The sequence below is a fragment of the Alkalihalobacterium sp. APHAB7 genome, from assembly GCF_048323755.1.
Classification (GTDB): Bacteria; Bacillota; Bacilli; order Bacillales; family Bacillaceae_F; genus Alkalihalobacterium.
Window position 1 is genome coordinate 54,134 of record NZ_JBLWFS010000007.1, and the last position, 17,468, is coordinate 71,601.

Here is a 17,468-nt window from a genome sequence, read left to right on the forward strand (position 1 = left end):
TTACGGTCCAATAGCTAAAAGCAACATTCTTTTAGAAAAGAGCCTTATAAAAAGATACTACAATCATTATTTTAATTGATTATACCACGTTGTCCAAGTAATCAGTTGCAAGTTTTCTAAGTTTCAGTAATAGTTGTGTATGGGGTAAGTTCCTTAAAGGAGGAAGTAACATGAAGACGGTTGTTATTATTGGTGCGGGGAGAGGCGGTACGGCTTTATTGAAGCTCCTTATGGAAACAAAGAAAATGGAAGTGGTCGGAGTTTCTGATATTGATCCAAAAGCACCAGGTATGGTAATTGCAAAAGAAAATAATATCCAAACACATATAAATTGGAAAGACTTAATAAATTCAAAAATAGATATTGTAATAGAAGCTACAGGTTATAAAAATCTGATTGAAGAAATAAAGGAAGTATGTCACAAGGATACGACAGTCATCTCAGGAACCATTGCAAACTTTATTTTTCAATTAATTGATGAAAAAGAATCGTTAATAGCCTATATGAAAGAGCACGGAACGGTTCAAGAAACGATTTTAAATTCAACTCATGACGGTATGATCGCTATTAATATGGATAGTGAAGTGACATTATTTAATGATGCTGCGGGAAAAATGGCTGATATAGATGCCAACTCAGCGATTGGACGAAAGATTGAAAAGGTTATGCCAACTAGTCAACTACCGCGAATTCTTCACATACAAAAGGAAGAAACCAATCAAGAGCAGTTGTTAGATAATGGCCGTAAGATCTTAACGACACGCGTACCGTTAATTTGTGGAAATGAAATGATTGGTGCGCTAGCTGTTTTTAGAGATATTACAGAGATTGTTCAAATGGCTGAGGAAGTTACGAGTTTAAAAAGTATTCAAACGATGCTAGAGGCGATCATTCACTCTTCAGATGACGCGATATCAGTTGTTGATGAGCAGGGTTTAGGAATTATGATAAACCCGGCTTATACGAGATTAACAGGACTGCTGCCTGAAGATGTTATTGGAAAGCCCGCAACTGCTGACATTTATGAAGGTGAAAGTATGCATATGCATGTCCTTAAAACGAGAAAGGCAGTTAGAGGCGTGCAAATGCGGGTTGGTCCAAAACGAAAAGATGTTTTAGTTAATGTAGCACCGGTCATTGTGGATGGGGTCTTAAAGGGAAGTGTTGGAGTTATTCACGATACTTCTGAAATTAAAACATTAACGGATCAGTTACAGCGTGCAAGGCAAATTATTCGAACATTAGAAGCAAAGTACACGTTTGACGATATTATTGGTGATTCGGATGAAATGAAAATAGCTATTGAGCAGGCGAAATTGGCTGCAACAACACCGGCAACGATTTTATTGCGTGGAGAGTCAGGGACGGGTAAAGAATTATTCGCGCACGCTATCCATAATGAAAGTGAACGAAAATATAATAAGTTTATTCGTGTAAATTGCGCTGCTATTTCTGAAAGTTTATTAGAAAGTGAATTGTTCGGCTATGAAGAAGGTGCATTTTCCGGAGCTAAGCGCGGTGGTAAACGAGGTCTTTTTGAAGAGGCGAATAAAGGCAGTATCTTTCTAGATGAAATCGGAGAGTTGTCAGGAAACATGCAAGCCAAACTTTTAAGAGTATTACAGGAAAAAGAAATTGTAAGAGTTGGTGGGACAAAACCCATTCAAATTGATGTACGAGTAATTGCTGCAACAAATGTTAATTTAGAAAAAGGTATGAATGACCATACTTTTAGAGAGGATTTATATTATAGATTAAATAAAATGCCGATTTTTATACCACCACTTAGAGAACGTAAAGAAGATCTTTCGAAACTTTGTATCCATTTAATACATAAGCTAAATCAAGATTATGGAAGAGCTATATATAACATCTCAGTTGAAGCGCATAAACTTATTAAAAAATATGATTGGCCGGGTAACGTAAGAGAACTTGAAAATGTACTAGGACGAGCTATGATCTATATGACATTAAATGAACATGTTATTGAAACGAAGCATTTTCAGCACTTGCCAACGATTGAAAAAGGTACAGTTCAGTCAAAAACGACTTCTCGTGTGTTAATGAATGCTACTTTATCAGAACAAGTAGATAGCTTTGAAAAAGAAATCATAATGACTACATTAGAGAGTTGTGACTGGAACAAGACGGCTGCGGCCAAAACACTTGGTTTATCTGTAAGGAATTTATATTATAAAATGGAGAAATACAAAATTGAAAAAAATTTCATGCAATAATTTTCATACTATGAAAATTATTGCGCACTTCTTTTTTCGAAATACTGTAAAATAAAGCGCTTTCACGTTAAACGCTTTTGGCACGGATCTTGCAATAATAAAAATTGAGAAAGAGAGAAAGAAGGGAAAGAGGTTATGTTATTACAAAACATGCTTTCAAGGGTTGCAGATTTCCCAAAAAAAATAGTTGCTGTCGCTGCTGCAGACGATGAACGAATGATGACCGTAGTAGAAGAGGCTGTACGATTAAAACTTGCATCTTTCTTGTTGTTTGGAAATGAAGAGGAAATTCGTCGATTAATAGAAGAAAGAAAAATTAATTGGCAATTTGTTACTATTGTTTCCACAGACAGTATTGAAAAATCTGCACAAGAAGCGGTAAAGGCTGTTCATAATAGAGAGGCCGATATATTAATGAAAGGAATGGTACCTACATCGGTTCTTATGAAGGCAGTCTTAAATAAAGACTACGGATTAAGAGTGGGTAGATTGTTTTCACATGTGGCAGCATTCGATATCCCAAATTATAAAAAGTTGCTGTTTATTACGGATTCTGCCTTGAATATTGCACCAGACCTTGAACAAAAGGTACACATTATTGAGAATTCAGTGGAAGTTGCACGCAAGGTGGGGGTGGAATTACCTAAAGTAGCTCCAATTGCCGCTGTAGAAGTAGTGAACCCTGAAATGACAGCGACTGTGGATGCTGCGATCTTATCTCAGATGAACCGCAGAGGTCAAATCAAGAATTGTATCATCGATGGGCCGCTTGGCCTAGATAACGCCATTTCTAAGGATGCGGCTCAGTACAAAGGGATAAAGGGAGAAGTTGCCGGTGATGCGGATATTTTAGTAGTCCCTACTGTAGAAATAGGCAATATCTTATACAAATCTTTGGTTTATTTTGCGAAAGCGAATGTAGGCGGATTTATTACTGGGGCAAAGGCTCCAATTGTACTAACGTCAAGATCAGATTCAACAATAAATAAGCTGTATTCAATTGCGCTTGCTTTAAATGCAATTAGCACTAAAAAAGTTTTAGAACAACAAGCACACTAGGAGGAAACAAAAATGGAACTTTTCAAGTACATGGAATTATACAATTATGAGCAGGTCGTAGTTTGTCAAGATAAAGAGTCAGGTTTAAAAGCGATTATTGCTATCCACGACACTACATTAGGCCCAGCATTAGGTGGTACAAGAATGTGGATGTACGAAAGTGAAGAAGCTGCTTTTGAAGATGCATTACGTTTAGCTCGTGGAATGACATATAAAAATGCTGCAGCAGGTTTAAACCTAGGTGGCGGTAAAACAGTAATTATCGGTGACCCACGTAAAGATAAAAACGAAGAAATGTTCCGTGCGTTTGGACGCTTCATTCAAGGATTGAACGGTCGTTATATTACAGCAGAAGATGTTGGAACAACAGTGGCAGATATGGACCTTATTCATGAAGAAACGGATTATGTAACTGGTATTTCACCAGCGTTTGGTTCTTCAGGAAATCCATCACCTGTAACAGCGTATGGTGTATATGTTGGGATGAAGGCAGCTGCGAAAGCTGGATTTGGAACGGATTCTTTAGAAGGAAAAACGATAGCAGTTCAAGGTGTTGGAAATGTTGCTTACAACCTTTGTCGTCACCTTCATGAAGAAGGAGCAAATTTAGTTGTTACAGATATTAATAAAGAAGCAGTTCAACGTGTTGTAGATGAGTTTGGTGCAAAAGCTGTTGACATAAATGATATCTATGAAGTGGATTGTGATATCTTTGCACCGTGTGCGCTAGGAGCAATTATTAACGATCAAACCATTCCAAAACTGAAAGCTAAAGTTATTGCTGGTGCAGCAAACAATCAATTAAAAGAAACAAGACATGGTGATCTTATTCATGAAATGGGTATTGTTTATGCGCCTGACTATGTCATCAATGCCGGTGGTGTTATTAATGTGGCTGATGAATTATACGGTTATAACAGAGAACGTGCAATGAAAAAAGTTGAAGGTATTTATGAAAACATAGAAAAAGTAATTGAAATTTCAAAGCGTGATGAAATTCCAACATATTTGGCTGCCGACCGCATGGCTGAAGAGCGTATTAGAAGAATGAGAAATTCAAGAAAGCAATTTTTACAAAACGAGCAGCACATTTTAAGTCGTAGATAAAGTTGGTGAATTAGGATGGAAAGTCGACAAAGAATCTTAGTTATTAATCCTGGATCTACTTCTACGAAGATTGCGATTTATGAAGGCTACACACCACTTTTTATGACAAAAATTGAACATAGCTTAATTGAAATTCAATCGTTATTGACAGTTGAAGAACAATACGATTTTCGTAAAAAAACAGTTCTCAAAACCTTAGATGAAGAAGGTATTAATCTGTCAAAACTAGATTCGGTCGTTGGGCGAGGAGGATTAATTAGACCAATCCCTAGTGGAACGTATGCTATAAATGAACTCCTGCTCGAAGATTTGAAAAATGGATATTCTGGTTGGCATGCTTCAAACTATGGGGGAATTATCGCCTATGAAATAGCGAACCAGTTAAATATTCCATCGTTCATCGTTGACCCTGTTGTCGTAGATGAAATGGAAGAGGTGGCTAGAGTATCAGGTCTACAAGGTATAGAACGTAAAAGTATTTTTCATGCTTTAAATCAAAAAGCTACAGCACGAATCGCAGCCAAAGCTCTTGGGAAAAAGTATGAAGACCTAAAACTCATAGTTGTCCATTTGGGTGGAGGCATTACTGTAGGTGTTCACAAGGAGGGGCGTGTCATTGATGTCAATGATGGGCTTTATGGCGAAGGCCCCTTCTCACCTGAAAGGGCAGGGACGCTACCTACGGGAGCAGTCATTGATCTCTGTTTTTCAGAGGGAATGACAAAAGCGAAGGCATTAAAATTAATGGCAGGTTTAGGTGGATTAGTTAGCTATTTAGGAACCCAAGATGGCCATGTCATTGAGCAAAGAATAGAAAAAGGTAATGAAGAAGCGTTATTTTACTATGAATCTATGGCTTATCAAATTGCAAAAGAAGTGGGCGCAGCTAGTACTGTTCTATCGGGTCAAGTTGATGGAATTATTTTAACTGGCGGTCTAGCTTACAGTGAACGCTTGATATCATTCCTTACAGCGAAGTTAGAGTGGATCAGTGATATCCTCGTATACCCAGGTGAAGATGAGATGTTAGCGCTTGCAACAGGTGCAATACGTGTTATTAATGGTGAAGAAACAGCTAAGCATTATCCTAGTGGGAAGATGCTAAGTGAATTAGAAATATCAGGAGGTAAGTAAATGGCTCAAGAATACGATTTGGTTATACTTGGTGCAGGTACAGGCGGGTATGTTGCTGCCATTCGTGCGGCTCAATTAGGACTGAAAACTGCAGTAGTAGAAAAAGAAAAGCTTGGTGGAACATGTCTACATAAAGGGTGTATTCCTTCAAAAGCTCTATTGAGAAGCGCTGAAGTATTTGCAACAACGAAGCGTGCAAGTGATTTTGGAGTAGAAACGAGTGACGTTTCACTAAACTTCCTTAAAGTTCAGGAACGTAAACAAGCTATCATAGATCAGCTCCATAATGGTGTTCAACATCTAATGAAAAAAGGAAAAATTGATATTTATGAAGGAACGGGACGTATTTTAGGACCATCAATCTTTTCACCTACGCCAGGGACGATTTCTGTTGAAATGAATAACGGTGACGAAAATGAAATGTTAATTCCGAAAAACGTTATCGTCGCAACGGGTTCAAGACCACGGATGTTACCAGGTATGCAAGCGGACGGAACTCATGTCTTAACTTCAGATGAGGCATTGCAACTTGAGGAACTTCCTTCTTCAATCATCATTGTTGGTGGTGGCGTTATAGGCATTGAATGGGCTTCAATGCTAGCAGATTTCGGGGTAGAAGTAACAGTTATTGAATACAGTGACCGTATTTTACCGACAGAAGATCACGAAATTTCAAAAGAAGCACAACGTCTGATGAAGAAAAAAGGTATTAAAATTGTGACTGGTGCGAAGGTACTTCCAGAAACTCTTGAAAAATCTGCTGGTGTTACGATAAAAGCAGAACATAAAGGTGAAGAAAAAACATTCACTGCCGATAAGCTCCTTGTTTCGGTAGGGCGAGCAGCAAACGTAGAAGGTATTGGACTTGAAAATACAGACATCCAAGTAGAAAAAGGGATGGTCTTAACCAATGAGTTTTATCAAACAAAAGAGTCTCACATCTATGCAATTGGGGATGTTATCGGTGGATTACAGTTAGCGCATGTTGCCTCACATGAAGGTATTGTAGCAGTTGAACATATTGCTGGACAAAACCCTGATCCGATCAACTATGACACCGTTTCGAAGTGTATTTATAGTCACCCTGAAGTTGCTTCAGTTGGCTTGACTGAGGCGGAAGCAAAAGAAAAGGGGCACACTGTAAAGACAGGAAAATTTTTATTTAAGGCGATTGGTAAAGCGTTAGTATTTGGAGAAAGCGATGGTTTTGTCAAATTTGTTGTTGATGAAAAAACAGATGATTTACTAGGTGTTCATATGATTGGACCTCATGTAACAGATATGATTTCAGAAGCAGCGATTGCAAAAGTATTAGACGCATCAAATTGGGAAGTTTCTCATACAATCCATCCACATCCAACATTATCAGAGATTATCGGTGAAGCTGCACTAGCAGTTGAAGGAAAAGCGATTCATTCATAATAGGAGGGATATATCCATGACAGAAAACCGTCATCAAGCGTTAGGATTATCTGATGATAAAGTATTAGAAATGTTTGAAACGATGTTACTTGCTAGAAGAATTGATGAGCGTATGTGGCTATTAAATCGTTCAGGTAAGATACCGTTTGTTATATCTTGCCAAGGGCAAGAAGCTGCACAAGTAGGTGCAGCATTTGCATTAGACCGTGAAAAAGATTATATCTTACCATATTATCGTGACATGGGTGTTGTACTAACATTTGGTATGACAGCGAAAGACCTTATGTTGTCTGGTTTTGCTAAAGCAGAAGACCCGAACTCTGGTGGACGTCAGATGCCAGGGCACTTTGGTCAAAAGAAGAACAGAATCGTTACCGGTTCATCTCCTGTAACAACTCAGGTTCCTCATGCTGTAGGTATTGCCCTTGCTGGACAAATGGAAGGTAAAGATTTTGTAACGTTCACAACATTTGGAGAAGGTTCATCTAACCAGGGAGATTTCCATGAAGGGGCTAACTTTGCAGGAGTGCATAAGCTTCCGGTTATTTTTATGTGTGAGAACAACAAGTATGCCATTTCAGTTCCTATTGAAAAGCAATTAGCGTGTGAAAAAGTTTCAGATCGTGCGATTGGCTACGGAATGCCGGGTGTAACGGTAGATGGAAATGATCCACTTGCCGTATATGAAGCGGTAAAAGAAGCGGCTGATCGCGGAAGAAGAGGAGAAGGACCATCTCTTATTGAAACGGTTTCATATCGCTTGACACCTCACTCAAGTGATGACGATGACAGAACTTATCGTTCACAAGAGGAAGTTGAAGAAGCGAAGAAAAAAGATGCAATCTTTACATTTGCTGAGTACTTAAGAGGAGTAGGACTTCTAACTGAGGAAAAGGAAAAAGAATTAAACGACCGTCTTATGGCAATCGTCAATGAGGCGACAGAATATGCAGAAGAAGCACCGTATGCGCAGCCAGAAGAAGCAATGAAATACGTTTACGGAGAATAAGGGGGGAGAGAGCTATGGCAGTTATTTCATATATTGATGCAGTTACTCTAGCGTTAAAAGAAGAAATGGAACGCGATTCCAAAGTTTTTGTACTAGGAGAGGACGTTGGAGCACGCGGAGGTGTATTCCGTGCAACCAAAGGCTTATATGACCAGTTTGGAGAGCAACGAGTCATTGATACTCCTCTTGCAGAGTCAGCGATTGTGGGTGTAGGTGTTGGAGCTGCAATGTACGGAATGCGACCTGTTGCAGAAATTCAGTTTGCCGACTTTATTATGCCAGCCGTTAACCAAATTGTGAGTGAAGCAGCAAAAATTCGTTACCGTTCAAATAATGACTGGGATTGTCCAATGGTTATCCGTGCTCCTTACGGTGGTGGAGTTCATGGAGCACTATATCACTCACAATCAGTAGAAGCGATGTTTGCTTCTGTTCCAGGTTTAAAAATTGTAATGCCTTCTACTCCATACGATGTAAAAGGCTTATTAAAGGCAGCTATTCGTGATAATGATCCAGTATTATTCTTTGAGCATAAACGTGCGTATCGTTTAATTAAAGGTGAAGTACCTGAAGAGGATTACACATTGCCAATCGGAAAAGCTGATGTAAAACGTGAAGGTGAGGATATTACGGTTATTACGTATGGTTTATCTGTTCATTTTGCACTTCAAGCAGCAGAAAAATTAGCGAAAGACGGTATTTCGGCACATATCCTTGATTTAAGAACAGTTTACCCACTAGACAAAGAAGCAATTGTTGAAGCAGCAAAGAAAACAGGGAAAGTTCTTTTAGTGACAGAAGACAATAAGGAAGGCAGCATTATGAGTGAGGTTTCTGCGATTATTGCAGAAGAGTGCCTATTTGATTTAGATGCACCAATTCAACGTTTAGCAGGACCGGATGTACCTCCTATGCCTTATGCGCCAACAATGGAGAAGTATTTTATGATCAATCCAGATAAAGTCGAAAAAGCAATGAGAGACTTAGCAGAGTTTTAATAGAAGGAGGTTCAATCATGGCTACAGAAATTACGATGCCCCAATTAGGGGAAAGTGTAACTGAAGGAACGATTAGTAAATGGCTCGTAAAGCCAGGGGATAAGGTAAACAAATACGATCCTATTGCTGAAGTAATGACAGATAAAGTAAATGCAGAAGTTCCGTCATCTTATACAGGTGTTATTCAAGAACTTGTAGCGGATGAGGATGAGACGGTAGCTGTAGGGGCCATTATTTGTAAGATCGAAGTGGAAGGTGCAGCGCCAGCAACGGAAGAGAAAGTAAATAAACCTGCAGAAACTGCATCAACTTCAGTAGAAAGTGCAGTAGAAACAGATCAATCTCAGAAAAAACGTTATTCTCCTGCAGTACTACGCCTAGCGCAAGAAAATAATATTGATCTCGAACAAGTCAATGGGTCTGGTAAAGGCGGACGAATTACACGAAAAGATATTCTTGGGGTCATCGAGAGTGGTGCCATCCCGCAACCTAAAACAGCAGAAACAGTAACACCACAACAGGAAACAACACCAGCGTCGGCTTCGAAAGCACCAACACCAGTTGCAACTCAGCCAGCAAAAGAAACACCATCTATTGATATTCCTGTAGCAGCAGGTGATATTGAAATTCCGGTATCAGGTGTGCGTAAAGCAATTGCAGCAAACATGGTTCGTAGTAAGCACGAAGCACCGCATGCTTGGACGATGGTAGAAGTCGATGTGACGAACTTAGTAAACTTCCGTAATTCTGTTAAAAATGAGTTCAAGCAAAAAGAAGGATTCAATATTACGTTTTTACCTTTCTTCATTAAAGCGGTTGTTGAATCATTAAAAGAATACCCTCAGCTTAACTCCATGTGGGCAGGAGATAAAATTATTCAAAAGAAAGACATCAATATTTCTATCGCTGTAGCAACAGATGATGCTTTATATGTTCCTGTTATCAAACACGCAGATGAGAAGAATATTAAAGGAATTGCACGTGAAGTAAATGACCTAGCTGGAAAAGTTCGTACTGGAAAACTTTCAGGAGCAGACATGCAAGGTGGTACATTTACAGTGAATAATACAGGTTCTTTTGGTTCTGTTTTATCAACTCCAATTATCAATTATCCGCAAGCAGCTATTTTATCTGTGGAGTCGATTGTAAAACGGCCAGTCGTTATGGAAAATGATATGATTGCGGTTCGAAGCATGGTCAACCTATGCTTATCTTTAGATCATCGAGTGTTAGATGGACTAGTTTGCGGACGTTTCCTAGCAAGCGTGAAAGAGAAATTAGAGAAGATCGGAAAAGATAACACTTCTGTTTATTAATGATGTGTGAAGCATAGTGTTTTTTATCAAAAATAAAAAGGGTTCTTAGGAACTCTTTTTATTTTTTTATTTGTTTTCTATGCTGTACTGTGTTGAGTCAATGTTGGTATCAAAGTGTATTAATGAAAATATTACAAACTATGCATAAAACAACTAGAAAAGGGCACTCTACTCTTGATACTAAAGAAAAAGGAGTAGTGCTAAAAGTGACAAGGAAAAGAGTAATAGCGCTTAGCTTGGCTTGTATATTTTCGTTTATAACTTTGTTTAGTAGTCAGAATGTTACGTATGCTTTCGGCGTTGGTAGTCAACAAAAAGATGATGAATGTTGTTCGCACACTAGTTTATTAATTAATAACGGTTTTACAGCTCATTTGAATATGTATTACGAGTTGTTAGCTGAAAAATATACACCCGAATACGTAAATGCGTGGAGAGAAATAAGTAAAGAGCAAGCAGTACTTAAAAAGAAAATATCAGAAGCGATGAAAAACGGTGAGCTTATGCACGGTGATGTCATTGATCAAGACTGGTACAAAAAGCATGAAGAGCTTCAAACTTTGTTTGTCCAAGCTGTAGAACAACGTAATGAAAAAGCCTTGAGAAAAGTGTTACCAAAAGTTTTTCAACAACAAAAAGACTTGAATAAAATGTATAAAGAAAGATTAGCGATGATTAAATAGCAACAACGTTTACGAAAATAGCCAATAGTAGTGAATAAACTGACGGTGAACGCATCCATCATTGTAGTATATTAGATGTAATTAAAAATAGTATTGCATCATATATCTAAAAAGGTGAGGGAGCTTTTCAGTCAGTTTTTTAGTGGAAACAAAAACAATAAATAAAGATTGATTAGTGATTTACAAATCGTAACTATTACGTTATAATTTATAAGCGAAAACGTAATGATTACGGAAGGGGATAACAATGCGAAAATTAAAAGCAAGCTTGTTTGCAGGTATGTTAGTAACATCGTCATTTTTAGCAGCCTGTGGAGGACAAGAGGAGCCTGAAGAAAATGCACAAGAGGAAGTAGTGGAAGAAGAAGAGGTAGAAGCCTTAGAGGTATTTACAACACTGTTCCCACTTGAAGATTTTACAAATAAAATTGGTGGAGAGTATGTTAACGTTACAAACATTATACCTGTAGGTGCAGATGCCCATACATATGAGCCGACTGCTCGTGAGATGATAAGTGTTGCTGAAGGTGATATGTTTATTTATAACGGAGCTGGAATGGAAGGCTTCGCAGATGCAATTATTGATACGGTAACGAATGAAGATGTTTTAGTCGTAAAAGCAACTGAAGGAATTGAATTAATAGATTACGACCACGACCACGCTCACGGACATGAGGATGACGATCATGGACATGACCACGATCATGATCACGGACATGAGGATGACGAGCATGGACACGACCACGGTCATGATCACGGACATGAGGATGACGAGCATGGACATGACCACGATCATGATCACGGACATGATCATGATGAGCATGGACACGACCACGATCATGACAACGAGCACGAAGAGCACGGACATGATCATGAACACGACGAGCATGGACATGATGATCACCACCACCATCATGGAGATGAAGATCCGCACGTTTGGTTAGATCCAATTCTTGCAATCCAAATGGCTGAGAATATTAAGAACGGATTAGTACAATTATTACCAGAACAACAAGAAGTCTTTGAAGCTAACTTCAACGATGTGAAAACTGAATTAGAAGCAATTGATGTTGAGTTTTCTGCGATGGTTGAAGAGGTAGAAAAAGATACATTTATCGTATCACATGCTGGATTTGGTTATTGGGAAAACCGTTACGGTATTCATCAAATTGGAATTACAGGTCTTTCTCCAACAAATGAGCCAACTCGTAAGCAATTAGAACAAATTATTGAGTATGCTGAAAAGCACAACATTCAACATGTAGCGTTTGAACAGAATTTCACTTCTCAAGTCGCTGAAGTAGTTAAAGAAGAAGTAGGTGCAGAACCAGTTTATATTCATAACTTAGAAGTATTGGTTCAAGAAAACATCGATAACAATGAAGATTATTATAGCTTAATGAGAAAAAATATTGAAGCATTGAGAACAGCTTTACAATAATAGAAAGGGAGCGGCGAGTTAGTAACTCTTCGTTCCTTTTTTTCATAAGGCTGTTTTCGTAAACTTTGTTGCTTTTGGACCGCTTTCGCTTCACGCATAGCGTGAAGAGCCAAGCATTCGCTTGGCTTACGGTCCAAAAGCATGCAACAACAATCTTTGTGAAAAGAGCCTTTCATAATAACGTTGATTTAAATTTAAATGAATTTTGTAAAACGTTTTAGTTGGTTGTTCCTAAGAAAACGGGTACAATAATTACAGACTTAACAACATCAAGGAGTGATAAACATGCAATTTAATTTTTTGAACGATGTTGTTCAAATGGCAAGGCAAGATATGGTCAATGCGGGATACAAGCAATTAACGACACCAGAGGAAGTAGATGAAGCATTATCTCAAAAAGGAACAGCATTAGTCATGATTAATTCTGTTTGTGGGTGTGCTGGCGGCATAGCTCGTCCTACAGCTGCTTATATGGCCAACTATGATAAAAAACCAGATCAATTTCTAACGGTTTTTGCAGGTCAAGATAAGGACGCGACTGCTCGTGCTCGAGAGTTTTTCACAGGGTATCCACCTTCTTCACCTTCTTTTGCACTGCTAAAGGATGGAGAAATTAAAATGATGGTCGAACGTCATGAAATTGAAGGACATGAACCAATTGAAGTTGTTCAAAAGTTAGAAGCTGCATTTGATCAATATTGTGATTAGAAAAGAGGGCTGACAGCATAAAGTCAGCCTTTTTAATGTTTTGGGATACCGGTGTTGGTCCGGGAACAACGCGCGCTGTCGGTATCTTGTGAATACATATTAATAAAGCGTGTTTTTCTTACAAAGAAATGTGATATAATATACCCGAATATGTTTAGGAAGGGTGTCAACATGGAAGAACTATATAACCAAATACAAGGGTATTTAAATATGGATGACGAAATTCCATTTGAAGAATTCGATCAATACTATAAAAAAGTATTAGATGTCCTTAATGAAAGAAATGAACAATTCACTGAAGACGATGTATGGAAAGCATTGTTCATTGTTGAAAATCTAATGTCAAATTCAGATGCAAGGTCTAAAGAAACAAAAGGGGCATTAGTAAAAAAGTATAAGAAAATGGCTAAACGTAATGAGCTATGGGCAAAGAACTTTGTCGTTAGATTACATAAATTTGGCTACAATGATGACCAAATTAATGAACGTTTTGAAAAAATGTTTGAAGACGGTCCTGTTGAGGCTAATCAGTAGGTAACGCTAAAAAGTATGTGACAGGTATCTCAATATAAGAATATGGATTTATTAAATCAATTCATACTACTCGTCTTGAGATACCAACACCTCTTTGGAGTAATTATTTTGACTGCGGTATTGACTCTTGACTTTATTAGTATATTGATATATACTAGTCATGTCGCTAAAAAACGCGCCTATGGTGAAATGGATATCACACGAGATTTCGGCTCTCGCGTTCTGGGTTCGAATCCTGGTGGGCGCGCCATATTATAATTATACATATAAAACCTGAAGGACTAGTTCCTCAGGTTTTTTTTGCATACCAGTGACACCTCTGTCTTTTAAAATAAACAAAAAATTGTATAATAATATGTTATAGTAAAAGCAGAAATATGTTGAAAATAGTCGAATGGAGAAAGAATTGAAAGCTTTATTACAACTACCTATACGATGGAAAATCACTGGCTTATCCTTTGGGATCGTTGCTTTTTCTCTTATTATAATAGGCATTATTTTATTAGGTTATGTTAGTGAGATTAAAGAAGACGAACGATCGCAACAAGCAATGATTACTGCACAATTAGTTGCAAAAAATCAGACGGTGCAAGATAGTATTGAATTAGCCAATGCTTCTGAAATATTACAACCACTCATAGAACGTATGCGGATCCTAAATGAACAGGATTATATTGTGGTTTTGAATATGGACAGGATACGACTTACGCATCCCATTCCAGAGCGATTAGGAACCCCCTTTGTAGGTGGAGATGAAGGTGCAGCATTTACGGAACATATCTATATATCGAAAGCAAAAGCAGAAGATGGAACAGAGACCGTCCGAGCGTTTGTACCAATAATCAACCGAGATCGTGAACAGGTTGGGGTAGTTGTAGTCGGTAATGTTCTTCCTTATTTAAGTGATATTATTTATGAATTTGGCAGGACAGCTCTAATTATTACTTTAATTACTACACTTTTTGGCTTTTGGGGGGCTTGGTTGCTTGCTAGTCATATAAAGAAACAAACTTTTGAAATGGAACCAGGTGAATTAGCTCGTGTATTAGAAGAGCGTACAGCTACCTTTAATGCGATACATGACGGGGTTATTGCAATTGATGAACATCAAAGGATTACTGTAATCAATGAAGCCGCGAAATCGATGTTATATGTTAATGGAAATGTGATAGGAAAACAGATATCAAAAGTGATCCCAGATACTCGATTACCAGAAATCTTAGAATTAGGAAAACCTGTATATCAACGAGAGTTCTACGTACAAAACAGAGCGATACTTAGTAATCGCATTCCTATAACCGATGACGGCAGGACCATTGGTGCAGTTGCTATTTTTCAAGACAAAACAGAGGTAAATCGATTAGCAAAAGAATTAACAGGTGTACAAGCTTTTGTAGATGCACTTAGAGTTCAAAATCACGAATACTCAAATAAGTTACACACGATAGCTGGGCTAATTCAGTTAAATCAGGGAAACAAAGCACTTGAGTATATTTTTGAATTAAATGAAGAACATTCTGCTCTCTCTAAAATCTTGATGCAACAAATTCATGATGATAGTATTGCAGGATTATTATTAGGTAAAGTAAGTAGGGGGAAAGAGTTAGGTATATCATTGAAAATTAATAAATCAAGCTCATTTGTAAACTATCCAGAAGGTATTACTAACCATGACTTAGTCGTAATTATTGGAAATTTAATTGATAACAGTTATGACGCGCTATTAGAAACAGAATTTTCCAATAAAACGGTTTATATATTAGTTAAGGAGTTAGAAGATGAGCTTTTTATTCAAGTTTCTGACAATGGGGTTGGAATTCCAAAACAATATAAAGAAAGAATTTTTACGAGAGGTTTCTCGACTAAAAAAAATGAAGGTAGAGGGATTGGTTTGTTTCTTATTCAATCAATAGTTGAAAGAGTTAATGGAACAATTGATATCGATAGTGAAGAAAATGAGGGGACAACTATATCGATAACACTGCCTTTAAAGAGGGAGGAAAGTGTCGGCGATGCCTTATAAAAAAGGGGAAATACTCGTGTTATTAGTTGAAGATGATCCAATGGTCCAGGAAGTTAACCGAATGTTTATAGAAAAGATTGATGGATTTACAGTCGTTGGCGTAGCTGCAACTGGTGAACTGGGAAGACAGCAAATACAAAAGTATAAGCCTCACTTAGTTCTTTTAGATGTATACATGCCTGGTATTGACGGGGTTGAGTTGATCAAACAAATCCGAAAAGAACTAATTGATGTCGATATCATTGCCGTTACCGCTGCTAACGATACAGATACCGTTAAAACATTGCTTCGTCACGGGGTAGTAGACTATATTGTAAAACCGTTTACCTTTGAACGGTTAGAAAAGGCATTGATACAGTATAAGACTGTATACAAACAATTAAATTACGTTGATAAAGTTTCTCAAGAAAAGTTAGATCATATTACTTTTCAACAAGAAGTGAAACAAGATACAACCCTGCCAAAAGGTTTGCATATACACACTTTAAATCAAATTAATGATTATCTAAATAAAATGGATACAGCTAAATCAGCTGAGGAAATAGGAAGTGAAGTCGGTCTAGCTAGAGTAACCGTTCGTCGTTATCTGAATTATTTAGAGAACATAGGACAAGTTGAAATGGAGTTAACGTACGGAACAATAGGTCGTCCTATTCAGTTATATCGATTGAAACAATAGGAGGAAAAGATGAGAGGGTTAATTACAATCTGTTCCTTCTTAATTATAGGGGTATTAACTGCCTATTATATAGGGTTTGGTTTTGGTGAAAAACAAGAACCCAAGGCAGTAGACAAAGAATTAGAAGGATTAAACGAAAAGTATGTATTACGCTTTAGTCATGTTGTCGCGGAAAATACACCAAAAGGACTTGCTGCATCAATGTTTGCACAGTTAGTAAGAGAGAAAACAGAGGGCTGGGTAGAAGTACAAGTTTTTCCTAATGCTAGTTTGTATGAAGCGCAAGGAGAGTTTGGTGGATTAATGAGAAATGAAGTTCATATTATTGCACCAGCATTTTCTGAAGTAACCGTATTAGATCCGAAATGGCTCGTATTAGACTTACCTTATGTCTTTCAGGATGAGCAAATGATAGAGAACGCCTTTAACGGGAAAGTCGGAAGTCTATTATTTGAAAGTGTTGAGGAATATGGGTTACACGGGATTGCTTATTGGGACAACAGTTTTAAGCAATTTACAAACAATGTTAGACCAGTAACTAGACCAGAGGATATTGAAGGGCTTTCGGTCCGGGTGATGCCAAGCGAGGCCTTAATTGAAACTTACCAGGTTTTAGGAGCGAATCCGTTGTTATTTCCATTTAATGAAGTATACGATGTATTGAGTGCAGGAATTGTTGACGGGACTGAAAACACATTATCTAATATCTATTCAAAAGGTTTTTACCAACAACAAAAGTATTTGACATTGAGCAATCATAATTATTTAGGGTATGCCGTATTTATGAATAAGGAATTTTGGGATACTCTTCCTACCGATTATCAAAATAGTATTATGGAAGCCATGAAAGAAGTGACTTTATGGTTGCGGGAACATACTAAATCCATAAATGAAGAAATGTTAGAAAGAATTGAAAAAAGCGGTCAAATAGAAATTCATTATCAAACTGAAGATGAAAAAAACTCATGGAAACAAGCATTTAAACCTATATATGAAAAATATAGCGGTGTCATTGGTGAAGAACTAATGAAAGAGATACAAAGATTACAAAATAATCATTAGAAAGAGGCTGAATTTATCATTCAGCCTCTTTTTAATCCGTGCTATGTTGTATTAAT

15 protein-coding genes and 1 tRNA gene are annotated in these 17,468 nt (G+C 37.6%); all 16 read left to right on the plus strand.

The window, feature by feature from the left end; translation table 11 throughout:
- Window positions 1-170 precede the first annotated feature (170 nt).
- Window positions 171-2,237: a sigma 54-interacting transcriptional regulator gene (locus tag ACNSTQ_RS09250; RefSeq protein WP_418199557.1), complete on the plus strand. Its 2,067-nt coding sequence runs from the start codon at window positions 171-173 to the stop codon at window positions 2,235-2,237.
- Between the two features lie 135 nt (window positions 2,238-2,372).
- Entirely contained in the window at window positions 2,373-3,296 is a 924-nt protein-coding gene (yqiS, locus tag ACNSTQ_RS09255) for a phosphate butyryltransferase (protein WP_418199558.1), read from the plus strand.
- 12 nt (window positions 3,297-3,308) lie between these two features.
- Complete coding sequence (gene bcd, locus ACNSTQ_RS09260; RefSeq protein WP_418199559.1) at window positions 3,309-4,403, plus strand: branched-chain amino acid dehydrogenase; 1,095 nt, start codon at window positions 3,309-3,311, stop codon at window positions 4,401-4,403.
- Window positions 4,404-4,418: 15 nt separating this feature from the next.
- The gene (gene buk, locus ACNSTQ_RS09265; RefSeq protein ID WP_418199560.1) at window positions 4,419-5,537 is read left to right on the plus strand and encodes a butyrate kinase; all 1,119 of its coding nucleotides are present in this window, start codon (window positions 4,419-4,421) and stop codon (window positions 5,535-5,537) included.
- On the plus strand, window positions 5,538-6,959 hold the full coding sequence (lpdA, locus tag ACNSTQ_RS09270; RefSeq protein ID WP_418199561.1) for a dihydrolipoyl dehydrogenase: 1,422 nt from the start codon (window positions 5,538-5,540) through the stop codon (window positions 6,957-6,959).
- A 16-nt stretch (window positions 6,960-6,975) separates the two neighbouring features.
- A complete protein-coding gene (locus tag ACNSTQ_RS09275) occupies window positions 6,976-7,968 on the plus strand; it encodes a thiamine pyrophosphate-dependent dehydrogenase E1 component subunit alpha (RefSeq protein ID WP_418199562.1) in 993 nt (330 codons plus the stop codon).
- Window positions 7,969-7,982: 14 nt separating this feature from the next.
- Window positions 7,983-8,966: an alpha-ketoacid dehydrogenase subunit beta gene (locus ACNSTQ_RS09280; RefSeq protein ID WP_216829466.1), complete on the plus strand. Its 984-nt coding sequence runs from the start codon at window positions 7,983-7,985 to the stop codon at window positions 8,964-8,966.
- Window positions 8,967-8,983: 17 nt separating this feature from the next.
- Window positions 8,984-10,282, plus strand: coding sequence for a dihydrolipoamide acetyltransferase family protein (locus tag ACNSTQ_RS09285; RefSeq protein WP_418199563.1), 1,299 nt, complete (start codon window positions 8,984-8,986; stop codon window positions 10,280-10,282).
- A 206-nt stretch (window positions 10,283-10,488) separates the two neighbouring features.
- Window positions 10,489-10,965 (plus strand): hypothetical protein, encoded by a 477-nt coding sequence (locus ACNSTQ_RS09290; RefSeq protein ID WP_418199564.1) that lies wholly within the window; start codon window positions 10,489-10,491, stop codon window positions 10,963-10,965.
- Between the two features lie 247 nt (window positions 10,966-11,212).
- A complete protein-coding gene (locus ACNSTQ_RS09295; protein ID WP_418199565.1) occupies window positions 11,213-12,406 on the plus strand; it encodes a metal ABC transporter solute-binding protein, Zn/Mn family in 1,194 nt (397 codons plus the stop codon).
- Between the two features lie 285 nt (window positions 12,407-12,691).
- Window positions 12,692-13,114, plus strand: a complete 423-nt coding sequence (locus ACNSTQ_RS09300; RefSeq protein ID WP_418199566.1) for a BrxA/BrxB family bacilliredoxin — start codon at window positions 12,692-12,694, stop codon at window positions 13,112-13,114.
- Window positions 13,115-13,285: 171 nt separating this feature from the next.
- Window positions 13,286-13,648, plus strand: coding sequence for a hypothetical protein (locus ACNSTQ_RS09305; RefSeq protein ID WP_418199567.1), 363 nt, complete (start codon window positions 13,286-13,288; stop codon window positions 13,646-13,648).
- 175 nt (window positions 13,649-13,823) lie between these two features.
- Window positions 13,824-13,898 (plus strand) — tRNA-Arg (locus ACNSTQ_RS09310).
- Window positions 13,899-14,054: 156 nt separating this feature from the next.
- On the plus strand, window positions 14,055-15,671 hold the full coding sequence (locus ACNSTQ_RS09315; protein WP_418199568.1) for an ATP-binding protein: 1,617 nt from the start codon (window positions 14,055-14,057) through the stop codon (window positions 15,669-15,671).
- The gene (locus ACNSTQ_RS09320; RefSeq protein ID WP_418199569.1) at window positions 15,661-16,350 is read left to right on the plus strand and encodes a response regulator; all 690 of its coding nucleotides are present in this window, start codon (window positions 15,661-15,663) and stop codon (window positions 16,348-16,350) included. The genes ACNSTQ_RS09315 and ACNSTQ_RS09320 overlap by 11 nt, the downstream gene beginning before the upstream one ends.
- Window positions 16,351-16,359: 9 nt before the next feature.
- The gene (locus ACNSTQ_RS09325; protein WP_418199570.1) at window positions 16,360-17,412 is read left to right on the plus strand and encodes a TRAP transporter substrate-binding protein; all 1,053 of its coding nucleotides are present in this window, start codon (window positions 16,360-16,362) and stop codon (window positions 17,410-17,412) included.
- Window positions 17,413-17,468 lie beyond the last annotated feature (56 nt).

Coding starts and splice junctions, on each gene's coding strand:
- ACNSTQ_RS09295 (WP_418199565.1), top strand. CDS start 11,213: ATGCGAAAATTAAAAGCAAGCTTGTTTGCAGGTATGTTAGTAACATCG.
- ACNSTQ_RS09285 (WP_418199563.1), top strand. CDS start 8,984: ATGGCTACAGAAATTACGATGCCCCAATTAGGGGAAAGTGTAACTGAA.
- ACNSTQ_RS09275 (WP_418199562.1), top strand. CDS start 6,976: ATGACAGAAAACCGTCATCAAGCGTTAGGATTATCTGATGATAAAGTA.
- lpdA (WP_418199561.1), top strand. CDS start 5,538: ATGGCTCAAGAATACGATTTGGTTATACTTGGTGCAGGTACAGGCGGG.
- ACNSTQ_RS09305 (WP_418199567.1), top strand. CDS start 13,286: ATGGAAGAACTATATAACCAAATACAAGGGTATTTAAATATGGATGAC.
- ACNSTQ_RS09325 (WP_418199570.1), top strand. CDS start 16,360: ATGAGAGGGTTAATTACAATCTGTTCCTTCTTAATTATAGGGGTATTA.
- bcd (WP_418199559.1), top strand. CDS start 3,309: ATGGAACTTTTCAAGTACATGGAATTATACAATTATGAGCAGGTCGTA.
- ACNSTQ_RS09320 (WP_418199569.1), top strand. CDS start 15,661: ATGCCTTATAAAAAAGGGGAAATACTCGTGTTATTAGTTGAAGATGAT.
- yqiS (WP_418199558.1), top strand. CDS start 2,373: ATGTTATTACAAAACATGCTTTCAAGGGTTGCAGATTTCCCAAAAAAA.
- ACNSTQ_RS09250 (WP_418199557.1), top strand. CDS start 171: ATGAAGACGGTTGTTATTATTGGTGCGGGGAGAGGCGGTACGGCTTTA.
- ACNSTQ_RS09280 (WP_216829466.1), top strand. CDS start 7,983: ATGGCAGTTATTTCATATATTGATGCAGTTACTCTAGCGTTAAAAGAA.
- ACNSTQ_RS09300 (WP_418199566.1), top strand. CDS start 12,692: ATGCAATTTAATTTTTTGAACGATGTTGTTCAAATGGCAAGGCAAGAT.
- buk (WP_418199560.1), top strand. CDS start 4,419: ATGGAAAGTCGACAAAGAATCTTAGTTATTAATCCTGGATCTACTTCT.